This window comes from Photobacterium sanctipauli (assembly GCF_003026495.1).
Lineage (GTDB): Bacteria > Pseudomonadota > Gammaproteobacteria > Enterobacterales > Vibrionaceae > Photobacterium > Photobacterium sanctipauli.
The window spans coordinates 213,463-228,146 of record NZ_PYMA01000003.1; the positions used below are offsets into that span (position 1 = coordinate 213,463).

At 42.5% G+C, this 14,684-nt stretch carries 10 protein-coding genes; 2 read left to right on the forward strand and 8 right to left on the reverse strand.

Annotation, left to right across the window (positions count from 1 at the left end):
- Positions 1–1,046 precede the first annotated feature (1,046 nt).
- Positions 1,047–1,598: an outer membrane beta-barrel protein gene (locus C9I98_RS07200; RefSeq protein WP_051902537.1), complete on the forward strand. Its 552-nt coding sequence runs from the start codon at positions 1,047–1,049 to the stop codon at positions 1,596–1,598.
- A 78-nt stretch (positions 1,599–1,676) separates the two neighbouring features.
- Here the strand turns inward: C9I98_RS07200 and C9I98_RS07205 are convergent, their stop codons facing one another.
- From C9I98_RS07205 to C9I98_RS07240, 8 genes are all read right to left on the reverse strand, one after another.
- Entirely contained in the window at positions 1,677–2,411 is a 735-nt protein-coding gene (locus C9I98_RS07205; RefSeq protein WP_146153858.1) for a hypothetical protein, read from the reverse strand.
- 79 nt (positions 2,412–2,490) lie between these two features.
- On the reverse strand, positions 2,491–5,334 hold the full coding sequence (locus tag C9I98_RS07210; RefSeq protein ID WP_107271787.1) for an adhesion domain-containing protein: 2,844 nt from the start codon (positions 5,332–5,334) through the stop codon (positions 2,491–2,493).
- Positions 5,335–5,541: 207 nt separating this feature from the next.
- Entirely contained in the window at positions 5,542–6,639 is a 1,098-nt protein-coding gene (locus C9I98_RS26495; RefSeq protein ID WP_051901880.1) for a hypothetical protein, read from the reverse strand.
- Complete coding sequence (locus C9I98_RS07220; RefSeq protein ID WP_036817435.1) at positions 6,605–7,336, reverse strand: hypothetical protein; 732 nt, start codon at positions 7,334–7,336, stop codon at positions 6,605–6,607. Before C9I98_RS07220 ends, C9I98_RS26495 begins: the two co-directional genes overlap by 35 nt.
- Before the next feature lie 7 nt (positions 7,337–7,343).
- Positions 7,344–10,157 carry a CS1-pili formation C-terminal domain-containing protein gene (locus C9I98_RS07225; protein WP_036817433.1) on the reverse strand — a complete coding sequence of 938 codons (2,814 nt, stop codon included), beginning with the start codon at positions 10,155–10,157 and terminating at the stop codon, positions 7,344–7,346.
- On the reverse strand, positions 10,154–10,684 hold the full coding sequence (locus tag C9I98_RS07230; RefSeq protein WP_146153859.1) for a hypothetical protein: 531 nt from the start codon (positions 10,682–10,684) through the stop codon (positions 10,154–10,156). The genes C9I98_RS07225 and C9I98_RS07230 overlap by 4 nt, the downstream gene beginning before the upstream one ends.
- Before the next feature lie 83 nt (positions 10,685–10,767).
- Positions 10,768–11,415 carry a hypothetical protein gene (locus C9I98_RS07235; protein ID WP_146153860.1) on the reverse strand — a complete coding sequence of 216 codons (648 nt, stop codon included), beginning with the start codon at positions 11,413–11,415 and terminating at the stop codon, positions 10,768–10,770.
- Positions 11,416–12,010: 595 nt separating this feature from the next.
- Positions 12,011–12,814 carry a tyrosine-type recombinase/integrase gene (locus tag C9I98_RS07240; RefSeq protein WP_036819889.1) on the reverse strand — a complete coding sequence of 268 codons (804 nt, stop codon included), beginning with the start codon at positions 12,812–12,814 and terminating at the stop codon, positions 12,011–12,013.
- Positions 12,815–13,184: 370 nt separating this feature from the next.
- Here C9I98_RS07240 and C9I98_RS07245 point away from each other — a divergent pair, with 370 nt between their 5' ends.
- Entirely contained in the window at positions 13,185–14,552 is a 1,368-nt protein-coding gene (locus C9I98_RS07245) for an endonuclease/exonuclease/phosphatase family protein (protein ID WP_036819886.1), read from the forward strand.
- The last annotated feature ends 132 nt before the right edge of the window (positions 14,553–14,684 follow it).

A 14,684-nucleotide genomic window follows, 5' to 3' on the forward strand; every position in this document is an offset into this window, starting at 1 on the left:
CATTTACATTTTTAATCATTATTATGGCTTTGCACCATCACTGTGTAGGGGTCTTCATTTAGTTAAGAAAACTCTACAAGTGTAAAATTTTTGTATGATTAAAAATGTGACACAAGGACTCTTTATGTAACGGAGCTTCAACTATTAATTATTATGAACCCCAATAATATCTTTCTGTTTCTTCATTCCAGATGCCATAGGAGCATCTCCTTTACTTTTTATTGACTCTTTACATGACGACAGAAACTTCGTTTTTGTCCTCATCAACGCCAGGTTACTACCTGTGCGGACCATTCTTCGCACTCTAAATGCATCACTCACAACGAGACTACCCGCTGGCATTGCTTACATTGCCATAGCGACTTATATCTTAATTTCTGCCACCAATTACGGCGAATTTGAATCATTTGCACCTTACATTGCTCGCACATTGTCATCTCCACAAAAAAACAGAACACTATACTGTTAAGTCAAACAGTATAGCGACCTGTTTATGACGCACAAGCCATTTTTTTGACATATCGCCAAGATGTTGGCTTTCAAGCAATTTTTAAGAACAACAAAAAGCCCGAGTGTAGTGACTACACTCGGGCTTCATCATTCAACTATTCGCTAAATCATTCCAATGGGTATCGCTGTACACGCTCACCACTTAAATGATTTAACTCTCTGACACTGACTGCATTGCCAAATAGATTTATACCGTAACTTCTGCAACCAATTACGGCGTATTTGGATCATTGGCACATTACAGTGTTCACACATAATACAGCCTCTACTTACAGATTTTTTTTGTACCGTACAAGATGATTAGAATTCTTTGATTAGCATCTAAATAATTTTAATGAAGACAAACGCCAAAGGGGTAAATCTGGAATTAACTTTATTTATGACACCTTGCGAAATTAGCAAACGCACGAAAAACTTTTTAAATAATGATAATTCAATATGTCGAAAAGCACTTAGTTATGCATTTAGTTTCAATGTAATATCAACATTCCCCCTAAAGTACACACACTCAAGTTTAGATAAGGGAGATATAAACAATGAAAAAGTCTTTATGTATTTTGGGCTTAATACTATTTTCTGTGCAGTCTCATGCTAACCAGTATGCGTTAAGCGATGATTCATCATCTGTAAAACATGCTTACTTACAACAAGGTACTCAAGAAATAGGTATTCAAGGTAGTTTAGATCTTGATTACGTTGATGACTATTTACTCGACTTAAATACGTCTTATGGCTACTTTGTTAGAGATAAGTGGGAGATTGGTGGCGAGTTAGATTTAACCATTAGCGACAATGCACAAAACTATCAAATCGGTGCATTTACCGAGTATAACTTTACGAACACAAGTTTATGGGTACCCTATTTAGGCGTTGGGGCCCAATATGCTTACTCGGATATAAACGATAATAGTGACAGTGCATTTAATTTTCAGGTTTCTGCTGGTATGAAGTATTTCCTACACCCGCAAATCGCTTTAGCCGCTGAAGTTAATTATAACTTGGCCACAGAAGATATCTATGCTGACGGAGATGGTGAAGCGAAAGATGATAAAACGCAATTTTTAATTGGTACAAGATTCTACTTCTAACATTGTCCAAACATGATGGGTATCTCTGGGGAATGCCCATCTTCTTAAGGGTATCCCCCTTAACTCTAATGATCTTTTTTATTTACCGTTTCCCCTCTCGACCAACTGTTTTAATTCAATGAATATCAACTCCTTGCCTTGCTTACTTTTAATAACATCACAAAGTAAATCAATGATTTTGTTGCTCATTAGCTTAAACCACAAGTTTCTAGGATAAAAAGAAGCATTTGCAATAAAGTAATCAAATTGCTCTTTAATAACCTTTAGTTCGTTAATACTAAAATTAAACTTTATTCTATTATCTTCAATATAAGCATATAAGCGGTCAAAACTTTTCTTTATTGAATTAACCTCTTCAATATCAAACCGACTTCCATCATCTTTAATAAAGAAATGAATGTTATCATCGATATTTTTCCTGACAATGTCGAGATCGCACTTTTCCCTAAACTTACTTTCAAGCTCTTCTTTTATACAATGACACCAGTCGATAATTAAATCTGGTAGCTCAGTAAAACCAGTAGCACTCCAAACTTCAGAATGCTTATGATGACCAGGCTTAACTGATATTTCAATAAAAACCCCACTCTTAGCTATAGATAAAGGTGAAAGTTCTCCTGAGTTGCTAACCTTAACCATCTCGCTTATTTCACTTTCATACACAATAAATGAATAGCTTTCATCATGCTTGAATATGATTTCAACCACTGACCCAGCATTAGGAAACACTAAATCAAAATCTTGTTCACTAAAGCACGAAGCCGATAATGAATCTAATATTTCTTCTATAAATGATAATTTAAACATAGCCAACTAACTTCCATAATGGAAGCTTGATATTTTTATAAAGAATAAGGGCACAACAACTGTGCCCCTGCAACACCACTAATAATTAAGGCGTACCACAATATACATTCACTTCCTTACCCCCTTGACTAAATTTAGCCGGCCCCGGTGCTATACACTGAACCATATATTCAGTACGCCCAGATGAGTACGTCACTATCTCAAGATTGTTCGACAATAAGACTGGCCTATAGTAAGTACTGACACCTGTTATGTACATATTTATATCGCCTTCTTGAGCGCCGTAAATTTGCAAGGGAATATCTGCATGCGGGTTACCGGTTCCTTGCTCAAGGCATGACCCACCTCTGGACTCTATCGGTGCAATATTAACCATCGATAGCCTGTTTCTACACCAAGAGCCAGAGCCTTCATATTGTCGCCAAACTTGGTTATATGTCACTTGAGCATTTAGAGCGCTAACATCCACTTTCATACTGTCAGAGAGCGTTTGGTAAGTAGCGGTAATTTCAGCTGTTCCTGCTGCCTTGGGGTTTGCGATCCCATTAGAACCTATAGCCAGAATCTGATTACTGGACGATAGCCACACAACATCATTAGTGACATCGTCTGTAGAACCGTTCTCGAAATACACAACCGCTCTATACTGTTCTTCATGACCAACAACCAACGATGAAGCCCCATCAATGACTAACTTCACTGGTTTATTAGGTGGTGGTAGCACTTCAACCACTGCCACATCGCTTCTTTGTTGGCCAATATCAACGAGTTCATAAGTCGCTCTTACAATAACCGAACCCTTTTTAGTCGATGTAAACTGTCCAGTTTGTGTAATGGTGCCATTGGCGGATCCAGAATCTAAAGACCAAGTTGTATCGGGGTCGGATGTAACATTTTTCCCCTCAGGGAAAGCATTTGTGTAGACAATCGCATTGAACTGCTGCTTCTCGCCAACCTCCATATTCACGTTTGACGGCGTCACTTCAAGTCGGCCAGACTCTCCCCAACTATCCACTACCGATACTTTATGCTGATTCGATATTTCGCCGTTATAGTTAGCGATAATCGATACATCACCCAGGTTCCGCCCGGCCACCTTGCCTTGATCAACATTTACGATCTCATTATTTGTGGAATACCAGTTTGAACTGCCTGTGACATCACTTTCATCATCACTGCCGTATTCAGCCGTTGCCTTAAGCTGGATCGTCTCTCCAATTGCAACCAGCTCCGGGCCTGATACCACAAGACTTTTGATAACATCTTCAATAAACGTCAACAGTGCAGTTGCCTTTTGGGTGAAATAGGATGCGGTCACTTCAAACGTTCCCGCTAAATCACTGCGCACATCAAACGAAATCTTCCCGTCTGAACCGGTCATATGACCGTTCATATTCAGATGTAGGTTTTCTTCCGAGCTATATAAATACACCCACCGGCTAGCTACGGGCCGGTCATCTTTCATCACTGTCGCTTCCACGACATTTTTGGTATTGCCCTCAGAATTAATGTCTTCGGTGATATAAGCGTTATCGACAATGACTTCCAAGCTCAATTCGCCGGGATACACGCAAGTGGCTATCAGCGGAACTTCTTTAACTACCACCGTCTGGTGGCCCGTCGACAAGTCAATGGCCATATTTTCTCGCGTGGTAGAAATAGACGAGCTCCAATATCGTTTGGCCACTGGCCAACCATCGCTGTTATTCACATCGCCACGCTCTTGATAAAGCTTATGCAGTAACTCTACCGTCGGCATTTCCATGCCACGAGTACGGCACAACGACTCTGCCGTATCATAGTTAAACAGGGTAACGGTGTAGTTTTCACCTTCTATCGTCTCTTCGACGGTGCCCTGATAAGGGATTTCATAGGCATCAGCCGACACCTTTTCCCAAGGCGCGGTATAATGCTCGCCATCACTGAGTATGATGTCATCCCATGGCTTACCCGGCCCTGCAATAGAAATGTGCACCACACCGACAGCCCATCCACCACGGTGATCAGTCACGTAATAGCTAACGTCATAATCGCCCGCTTTCTCAGCCTCAAAGTAGAATTGGGTATTCGTAACATCGTTCGGTGCAACCGAGCCAACATCGGCATTGAACGCATAGACATCCGTCAACTGCAACGGATCACCATCCGGGTCTCGTATATGCTTAGCAACATCGATAACAATCCTTGTACCTGAAGTGAGATCTTCTGGGCCATTGAAATTATCGGCCTCTGGCATATTGTTGCCATCGCCAGATACCGCAACATCAATAAAGCCTGCGCGTACATCGGCTGTATCGGGCGACATCAGCGAATACAGCAATCGGGTGACACCCCGCGTCGTCGCATCATAACTGATTGTTGTCTCGGTACTTGCTTCTGCTGATCCGTTACCCAAGACAACAACATCGCTTTCCAGCACATAGCCCGCAGGGTACTGCCCACCAAGCTCTTTCACTAGGTCAATGACTAATGTGTTGCCCTCTGATCCCATCTGCGAAATGGGTGGCAAGGTGCCAGCCAGGCTCGTTTCGCTTAGCAACACATAGCTGTTTGCCTGTGATATTTTGCTGTATTGCGCCGTATCAGGGTGGTTTTGCACCGTATATTCGTAATAACAAATATCAGGCTCACCCTTATCCAACTCAAAGGTCATGGCTTGCTTGTTAAAATGAGGATCGGCGCAATCCGAAGAGAGCGATCGAACTGATTCCAAGGTGACAGGTAACCCTTGGGGATCTGTCACTCCCTCTTTTAGAGAGATAGTACGGCCTTCCTCACTTAAAACCAACTGAGAAAAATTATTTTGTACTAATGGTGGCATCACAAGATCCTGAGGATCACCACCGCTATTGGACGAAGAATCATCCCCGCCACAGGCTGACAGCAGTAGCGCCAAAAGCGCACTGGCAATAATATTTATTTTTTTCATTTTTATTCGCCTTCAATGGCTAAAATAACAAACAATATTTTGGTGAGAAAAACGAAATTATTATTCCCACTCAATTAAAAGTTAATCAATGTATATTCCAAGCTAGTTGTTATGTACCGAGTTACCCCGAACCCAAAGAATAATGAGTAAGATTTGATAAATTAAATAAAAGGCCAACACTTGAAATATATGTAAATATCCTTTCATTTATAACCTCTCCTCAAATAGCACTATCACCGCATCACTATAATTACCCGTTTCCACCTGCTCAGCACCGATATTGTTGTAATGCGCCCGAAGCACAAATTCAATGGAATTCCCTTCACCAGGTACATAAGTTTCACCGTCGGTAAGCAACAGTTTGCCTTCGGAAATGATGCGATTTTCGTCACAGTCATCACAGGTAATACTATAAGGAATCGATGCATCTAAGCTTGTGTCCGTATGATCAAGTTCGAATTCTCCATCACCATCATCCATAAAAGTCATCTGCAAGCCTTCGGTAAAGTAGCCTTGAGCTTTGACGATAAATTCTGTTGAACCAGACACTTGATGATTAGCCGTATCATACTCGGCAGGCATCACGCCATTACCTAATACTTCTATACTCTCCAAATTGGCGGCTTCATATCGGATTTGAACAGTTACAGGCACAGATACTGCGTTGCGATAAGTCCAATTCCCTGTTGGTGAGCGAAACAGATAAGCTGGCGTTACTCTTGCTGTACCCACATATACACCACTGGGTTGTTTCTTGCTTCTAAAGGCATTAACTAGATCTTGCTCATCAACCGATAAAATAGGCCTAGCAAACTGAAATGGTGTATACAGCTCCCCTTCTGATAGATAAGAGAAAGGTGCAGTACAATTGCTCCCTATTAAGCGAGCTGTCCCTGATGTTCGGCTTACATCGTCACATATGTTATAGCTTGGGTGTGCAGGGCCTTGTTGAGTAAAAATGCCCGATGCCTGGCCAAGGCCATACTCTAGCCCAATGACACTTATTGGCACAGTGACATCGCCGCCTGTATCACTGGTCATCTCTAACTCTTTAGGAGGGGTGCCAATAAATGTACCCGGCACCCATTCAGACGTAGGTTGAAGGTTACCCATAACTTGCCAGTTACTCAACGTAACGTGATCACCTTGTTTCATGCCATTTAACCAGCTTAATTCGCCACCAATAAGGCGTCCGCTCAGTGTCGCAGCCTGTACAGCACCTTGAAATATTGCTAAACCTAGTACTACCCCAACAGGTATAAGTAACGCCTTACAGCGTAAAATCTCTTTCAATTGATTGGTCATGATTCGCCACCGTTACCTGAACATTGCTACCCTGAAGCCCTTCGGGCAGCGTAATTAGCTTATGTCGCCCAGCCAATACCGGATAAACACCGCGACAGCTTCCTTCTGCTTTTCGCTCCATAAACCCAAGGTTACAGTTATCTACCTCTATTTTTATTAAGGTATTACCCGTATTTCGAACAGCAACGGTTTGCTCTATCTCGTTATAATCCCAGTCGTATTCCACCAGCTGCTCCTGTGCCGGAATAATGTAGTACGGTGCCATGCCAAAGCGAATATCAACCGTCTGCCCTTCTTCTTCTGATGGCCCAGCCGTCGGTTTGAAACGAACCTGATACACGAGATCTTCATCACGTTCGCAATTTTGCTGGCAAAGGTATTTCACCGCAACGCTCTTGGCTTCGCCTGGCCTCATTACTAACTTGCTGGGGTTAACCGCCAAGTCCCACATAGGAAAGTTATCGCGAGAAAACGGTACCTTCTCGATCTGGCCATTGCGCACCATTACCTTGACCACTTCGGCTTCCAAATACATGGTCTCTCTGGAAGAGCTGGTCACAGTAAACACACCATTCCCTTTGTCATTAGCCGTCAGCAACATGGAATCAAGCTGAAAGTTCATTCCCGCAGCCATTGCCGTACCTGCTAGCACCAACCAACTCATTGCTAACGCAAGAGCTACCTTAAATATTGCCATGTGATTTCTACTCCTGTTCCGTTCGACTGAATACATAAAAGGGTTGCTCCAACGTTTCTTCCAAGGCATAAGCCTCTAGCGTGCTCAACACACCGACGTTAGCGGTATCTAGTTCGAACGGCGCTTCAACAAACAAAAACGTTCTTGAACCCACGGTTTTCCGAATGAAGGTAAGTGGCTCATCTTCGAGTTGGGATTCATAACGCTCAACCAAACTTCCATCGTTGAATTCGCCAATGTAATAGTAAAAATTACCGTTCTGCCCGCGGGTTAACTTCATGCCATCTTCACTTTCCTCAAAGGCTGGCATGCAAAAGTTTGAACCGAGATTATTGCCATCAAACTCAGACGGCGGAGGAATAAGACAGCGCTGAGCACTGGTACGAAGTTCAAATGGCAGCCCAGCACTAACACGGAACTTAAATACCCCATCAACCAACTCTTCAACATCAACACATCCGGTTCCTCGACATTCCACCGTATTAACTGGGTTTCCTTCTATATCGTTAAAGATTGAAATGTAGGATTTAATTTCACGCATATCGACATCCATCGCGAGTAACGTACCGGGAAAGCTGGTCGCGGCTAGGTGTGATTGCCCTTCGTTGTGATAATCACTGGCATCCTCATCAATCACGATTTCGTATTCACGGTAGAGATCAATCGGCGAAACAACTTCATCATCATTCAGTATCAAACGGCCACCGTTATCACCGTTCTGCCGCATGACAGCAACCGACAGGAACTTCGCGCCGCTGTCATCAATCGCTACGTTTTCCACATCCCCTCGATTGCGAACAATGAGGTAGCTGTCGGCTTCTTCAGATGTGACCACGACGTCTTTGCCATTGAATAACGTACTGCTGCTCATATTGGCAGAACCACTATAAGAATCATCCGTTGATGCATAGGCAAATGCGCTTCCTCGAACATAGTCATCGTGGTAGTTGGCAGATAGCGATAAGTCCCCTAGGGTATTAGAGTCTTGGCCATCATAATCGTCATAATTCATCCCCAACTCGCCATTAACCGATAGTGCATCGTTAAAGCGGTGACTGCTGCCTACCGACGCACGATGTCGTTCATAGCGCTCACCAAATTCAACGGAATACCCCAGGTAGCTTTCCACCCCTAGCGGCACAGACACATTGATACCGAATGTCACCTCATCATCTTGTACGTTATCGACATCTTCACTGTCGTAATAGGTCATGCTCAAATCGACTGAACTGCCGAGCCAAGTGCGAAATGCATATCCAGCTGTCACTGTGCTATAGCGGATAAATTCTTGATCCTCATTGTTAAAGACAGACTCAGCCCCTTCATTTTTAAACCGGGTATAATTGACGTAAGCCGAGCCACCAAATAGAGGCTGGTTAAAACTTGCCGTCCATTCCTCATTAGTGCCAAAACCATAAAAATAATTGGCTAAAGACATCTCGACCGGATTTTCAGAATTGTCGTCAAATCGACTCCAGTCCACACGAAAGCCGTAAATCATCAGTGCTGCCTGATAGTAATCACTGTTATCTTCAAAGCGGCCGTACAGTGCATTAAAGCGGATATCTTGTTCTGGCCGATATTCAATGGCGGCTCTGGCAAAGTAGTCCTGAGAAGTATTAAACATCCCCAACCCAAGCAACCAATCAGTCGTCAGTTGAGTCGCGACTCTTGCTTCGGTAAACGCTTCATAGCGGTAATATTCCATGTCGTCTTCAATAAAACGGTTATGCACGATATCCCGTTCATACAGCTGTCCGATAGAAAACAAGTAATCCCACTCACCCGTTGCCAAGACTTCGTTATTATTGTTGTAGATTTTATGCACCTCACGATAGAGCACACGCTCACCGGCCAAGACAGTAAAGGTGAAAGTATTAATACCCTTCGGTAGCTCGCTATAAGACACATAATTCTGACCAGCCCGGACATTGCGCTCAAACACAGGAGTACCGTCATCACGGGTTACACGAAGCCGCCCTGCAGAAGGGATAGAGAAATATAAGCGTGGAGACTGGTTACTACTGGAAAATTCCAACTCTCGTGTAGAGCCATAATCGACTGACAACCCGCGATATTCTTCGCTCGCCGCCAACATCGTCGTCCCGTTCCAAATTCGCTCGACATGCTCAGAAGCAAACCCTAACTTAAATCGATTAGAGCGATGCAAATAGTTATAAGACAGTTCATCGACTTCGAAATAACCGTACTCTCGGTTATCGTCATTCGTCGTCATGTTCACTTCACTTCTGAAATAGCCGCCTAATGCTCTCATCGTGGCGCGGTTTTCATAGAAGCCATAGGCATCACTACCAGAACCACCACCTGCACTTAAACGATGGTGCATTAATAATGCCGACTCCCCTGGCATCTCTTTTATATAACGTCGCTCAGTTTTTCTAACGACCATCATTTCCGGTGGCACTAATATTCGAATCGCTTCCTGCTCTGGAACCATCACATACTGAACAGACTGGCGCCCTTCATCAGATACCTGACAGCCATCACTACTGCCAATACAAAATAAAGAGTTAGAAACACCGTTCACTAGCTCTTCAACAACTAACTCAGCGGTTTCTTCAGAAACATAATGTTGTTGCAAAAAATATTTTAGCGAATCAACTTCAGACTCATCGATAGAAGCAGATACTTCCCCCATGCTTACTTGCGCCGTTAATCTTGCTTCATCATTCAGTAAAAGAGTGGCAGCTAACTGCTTCTCTTGAACTAAATCTTCAAAACCTTCAGGAACACTTGCATTAACACCAATTGCCACATTAAAACTGCCAATTAATACAATATAGAGAGGCCACTTTTTCATAATGCTAACTCTGCCTCCAAATATACGCTTCCTTTACATTCCATTATTTTTCCATCGATATAACGGCTTTTTAGAGTCAGCCTATTTTCCCCCATCCAATTATTTTTTTCGTCGAGCTTGTCCAGCGGGTTATCAATTGAAGGATTTGATTCATCAAACTTACGTCCGTCCAACTCCAATTCCATTACATCTTCAGCCACCACGTCGTCCAGTGTACTTTGAATTAGAGATCGGCATAGCGATTGGTTCTCCACTACACGTAAGTTATATTGGAACCCAAGTTCAGACTCCGACTCAGGAATATCGGTATTGATAATTAGCTGTGATGACGCATCCTCAAATCGAGAGGTGTCGTCATTAAATTCCAATAACAGCTTTGCCGGTTTAGGCGTTAAAGTCAGTTTGTAAGGATAAAGCTCGGCTTTGTTTATATAAGTGGACAGTGGAAGCTGCTCGGTAATTTTTATTGACTTGGCATTGAAAGAAACTAGCAATATACCAATTAAAACAAACACGCGATAATTCATTACCCTACAACCCTGTAGCATAAAAAGGCTGACTGAGTGCAGCCAGCCTTTTATTACCTTATACTATAAAATCACATTCTAACTTACAGGCTACCGGCTGCAGGCTCAGCTAAAACAGTCGCGTAAACAGTCACACTGTCACCTGGAGAAACTTCTGCTGTTGTAGGATAGTTAACAGCAAAGTTTACAATATGATTGCCTACAGCAGTTGTCACAGGAGTGTCTTTTTGAATTTCAGCACCATTCATTGTTACAACAAGTTGGTTAACGTCATAGGCTTCTACGCTAATATCTGTAAATGCAAGGCTCCAATCAACATCACCGTTATATAGCGCATCGCCTGCTTCAAAGTTACCGCTGCCATCATCAACAGATTCGTGTGCTTCAACAACAATACCTTTCTCAGTGATGAAAGTGCCGTCTGGCTGAATGTTCAGCTCGCCTTCTTGAATTTCACCACCCCCCTGACCGGTCAGAGCGATTTCATCCGTATTAAATACTCCACCAACGAAACCTTGCCACTCAAGAAGAGCCTGAGCCGGTTCAGCGTGAACATTCATTGAAAATGCGCCCAATGAAGCGATAATTGCCAACGGTAAAAGTTGCTTTTTCATATTCGAAATACCTTTCTTATGGTTAAATACGTGGTTGCTTTTGCGCCCACAATAATTCTCAGCGTCATAATGAATAATGTTTTTCAGGCGATTAAGCTGGAATAGTGGCTTTTCCAACAGTCGCTTAATCCACATTATTCGTAACAGTGGCGAGGTGACTGAATTTCTCTCCCAGTGCAACTCATTAGCTGCTTACCCCTAAGCACAAAGAAAAAGTGTTACCTGATAACTATACAATTCCATTTGTGTCATCCCTGCCTTCTGGCGTTGTTTACGTAAGTTGAATCCAACAGAGCAACATCAACCATGTTGATTTCTAATTAACAGAAGTAGGCTTCTGTCAATTAAGCATCTAAGAATTTGAATTACTTATTAATGTTAAGGACTTCAAAGCCAGAGATAGTCAAAATTGTTTACGAATTGAAGAGAAGCAGAAATATTAAAGTATTTATTTATCAATACTTTAAAATCAGGCTGGTTTTAAAGTTGACAGAAGCCTACAACAGTCACCAATATGCTAAACAATTGTTTTTAAAAGGCAGAGCAATAAATTGTTATTACCCAACTGTATAATTCAGGCTATTTTTTCACAGCATAAAATTGCGTACAAAATCACATTGAATTCGTTATTTATTCTACTTTGCGTACAAAAAACCCGCCGAGCAAAGCAGCGTGTAAATAAATCTAAGATGCAGAGGGGTAACTTCGGAGGTCAGTGTAAATAACGATGAAGCTGTAGCTGGGCACTACTTGCTTCGTCATCACTGACACCTATATAGCGAAGTGTCGTTGTTACTGACTGATGGCCAATGACAGACATTAATAAACTAATGTCCTTGCCAGAAGAAAAATAAAGATGGCGGGCAAAGCTTTTCCGCGTACTATGACAACCTACTTTCACCCGTTTATGTATGGTTGCCAGCACATCCGTTAATTGAGAAAAAACTTTCCAGCACGCTTGGCGGCTAATAACGCCTTTTTGATTTCGAGCTCGGTTGCTCGCAAGCGTTGAACGGCTGAAGACAAAACCATTATCCTTGCCTTTCCAACGTTGACTACGTGCGACTAGTTGCCTGACAGTATCTTTTGTTAAATATGCAACTCGCCAACGGGGGGCAGCTTGCGCAACTGCGTCATCTATTCGTTTTTCCACCTTTGACTTCCAAGCCGCCGGGATCAAGGAAATAATGTCTTGTGGCTGCGCCATATAAACATCAAGTAGTTGCCGCTTATTATTCTGAAAATAAACGAGCAACTCCTCTTTGACTTGGTTTAAGACATTAAGCCTTGCCTTTGCTTGACGAGCACGTGTGCCTTTGTTTTCCATTACCCTAACTTTTCGGGTCTCGATATCAATATCATCGTACCTAAGCTCTGTAATATCGGTAATCCGCAGACCCGTCTCAATACCTATCCGCCAGATCAGATAATACGCCTCATCAAAGTGCTTCTTTAAGTGCTGCTCAGCTTTTTTGAGCTGACGTTTATCAGCGATTGGGGACACACTACTGCTCATTCAAGGCTCACTTTTTGGACTATGTAAGGGGCCTAATACTGAATAAAGTATAGCCCAGCGGTTACTACCTCATAGTGGATAGCTTAGTTATTGAATACACTTCAAAAAGATGATTTTAGTCACATTAAGCATAAAAATACATACACAAAAATCCATTTATGCAGACACGCATTCACAAAATCAATGAGTCATCCTTTTTCAAACCACCTTGAACAATCGGTTGCCTAATCGTTTGCAAGCATAATATTGTATATAAACCATACAAAGCGAAACAAGAAACTAGATATTCATCACAACAATCTATGATTCAACAGAAACAGAAGTCAGATTTTTATAGCCTTCGTCACCTGTTCAGTTGGGATATACAAAGATGAAACTAAATAAAACTCTAATTGCATCTTCATTGGCTTTGGCTGTGCTTGCCGGTTGCAATAGTGATGACTCGATCACAACATATGATGAAGCACGCTTTGCGACTTATAACCTATCTTTTGATCGCAATACCTATGCGGATCTTGTCAATGAGATGACAATGTCACGTGATGCGCAAACCACTCTGATTGAGCGTTACGAACAAGATGATCCAACGCTTTCTGATGATGAGAAAGAGACCGCTAAGAAGATCATTCAGATCCGAAACGTCGCTGAAACCATCCAGCGTGTACGCCCCAATGCATTCGTACTTGCTGAGTTTAATAACGATGGTAAAGGCGATGACATGGCCGCTCTAACTGGTTTTCAAGAAAACTATTTAGCACATGCTCAAAATGCTCAAGAGCCAATTCATTTTAGTTATAAAAAGAATGTTGCTACGAACACAGGTAAACCAAGCGGATTCGATTTAAATAACGATGGGTCTGCCACAGATACAGGCGATGATGCTTGGGGCTTTGGCGGCTATCATGGCCAATACGCATTCGCTGTTTTCTCCCAGTTTGAAATTGATGAAGCTAACGTGCGTACTTTCCAAAACTTCAAGTGGAAAGACATGCCTGGCGAGAAGAACCTTGAAGTTGTGGATTGTAACCACCCTGATTACCCTTTGCCGATGCCTACGGGAACAGATTGTGGCGACAATTGGTACAGTGATGAAGCTTGGGAGCAGTTCCCACTATCATCTAAAAACCACATCGACTTGCCATTAATTGTACCGACTTCAACCGGTAATGAAGTAGTGCACTTTTTAGTGTCTCACCCAGCGCCTCCAATTTTTGACAACCCAGCCAAGCATAATACCGAACGTAACCGGGCAGAGCTAAAGTTCTGGAACGATTACATCGCATCCGAAACTTACTTTTATGATGACAACGGTAAACAAGGTGGCCTTGCATCGGGAAGTAAGTTTGTTATTGCTGGTGACCTAAATGCCGACTCACAGCAAGGAGACGGTGATCGTCGTACTATTAGCGAGCTACTAAACAACTCTTATGTGAACATGAACGGTACCGTAGGCCATCAAACACCAACGAGCCTTGGCGGCCCTGAGTGTTTTGATTTGGATCTTTGTAATGAAGAAAACGCTAATACGCTTTACCCTGAGTTCATCACCAGTACAAGCGGACTACGTTTGGATTATGTCATTCCTTCGGTAAACATCGAAGTTAAAGAGTCCGGTGTATTCTGGCCTGCCAGCCACGAAGATGGCTACCATCTTGTCTATGATGAAGATCTAGGTAACAGTAAAGGTGTTTCATCCGACCACCGTATGGTATGGATGGACTTTGACCTAAGCAACTAAGACATTCTCATATAATTCGATTTTCCGCTAAAGCACTGAACTAATGTTCGGTGCTTTTTTATCCCACAGGTAAAATTTTACCAACTCAAATTTTAACGATCCTATCGTTTTGCCGTCACAGCAGAAACAGAG

Excerpts from the sequence above, each read along its gene's own strand:
- C9I98_RS07200 (WP_051902537.1), top strand. The coding sequence starts at position 1,047 with ATGAAAAAGTCTTTATGTATTTTGGGCTTAATACTATTTTCTGTGCAG.
- C9I98_RS07210 (WP_107271787.1), bottom strand. The coding sequence starts at position 5,334 with ATGAAAAAAATAAATATTATTGCCAGTGCGCTTTTGGCGCTACTGCTG.
- C9I98_RS26495 (WP_051901880.1), bottom strand. The coding sequence starts at position 6,639 with ATGACCAATCAATTGAAAGAGATTTTACGCTGTAAGGCGTTACTTATA.
- C9I98_RS07220 (WP_036817435.1), bottom strand. The coding sequence starts at position 7,336 with ATGGCAATATTTAAGGTAGCTCTTGCGTTAGCAATGAGTTGGTTGGTG.
- C9I98_RS07225 (WP_036817433.1), bottom strand. The coding sequence starts at position 10,157 with ATGAAAAAGTGGCCTCTCTATATTGTATTAATTGGCAGTTTTAATGTG.
- C9I98_RS07230 (WP_146153859.1), bottom strand. The coding sequence starts at position 10,684 with ATGAATTATCGCGTGTTTGTTTTAATTGGTATATTGCTAGTTTCTTTC.
- C9I98_RS07240 (WP_036819889.1), bottom strand. The coding sequence starts at position 12,814 with ATGAGCAGTAGTGTGTCCCCAATCGCTGATAAACGTCAGCTCAAAAAA.
- C9I98_RS07245 (WP_036819886.1), top strand. The coding sequence starts at position 13,185 with ATGAAACTAAATAAAACTCTAATTGCATCTTCATTGGCTTTGGCTGTG.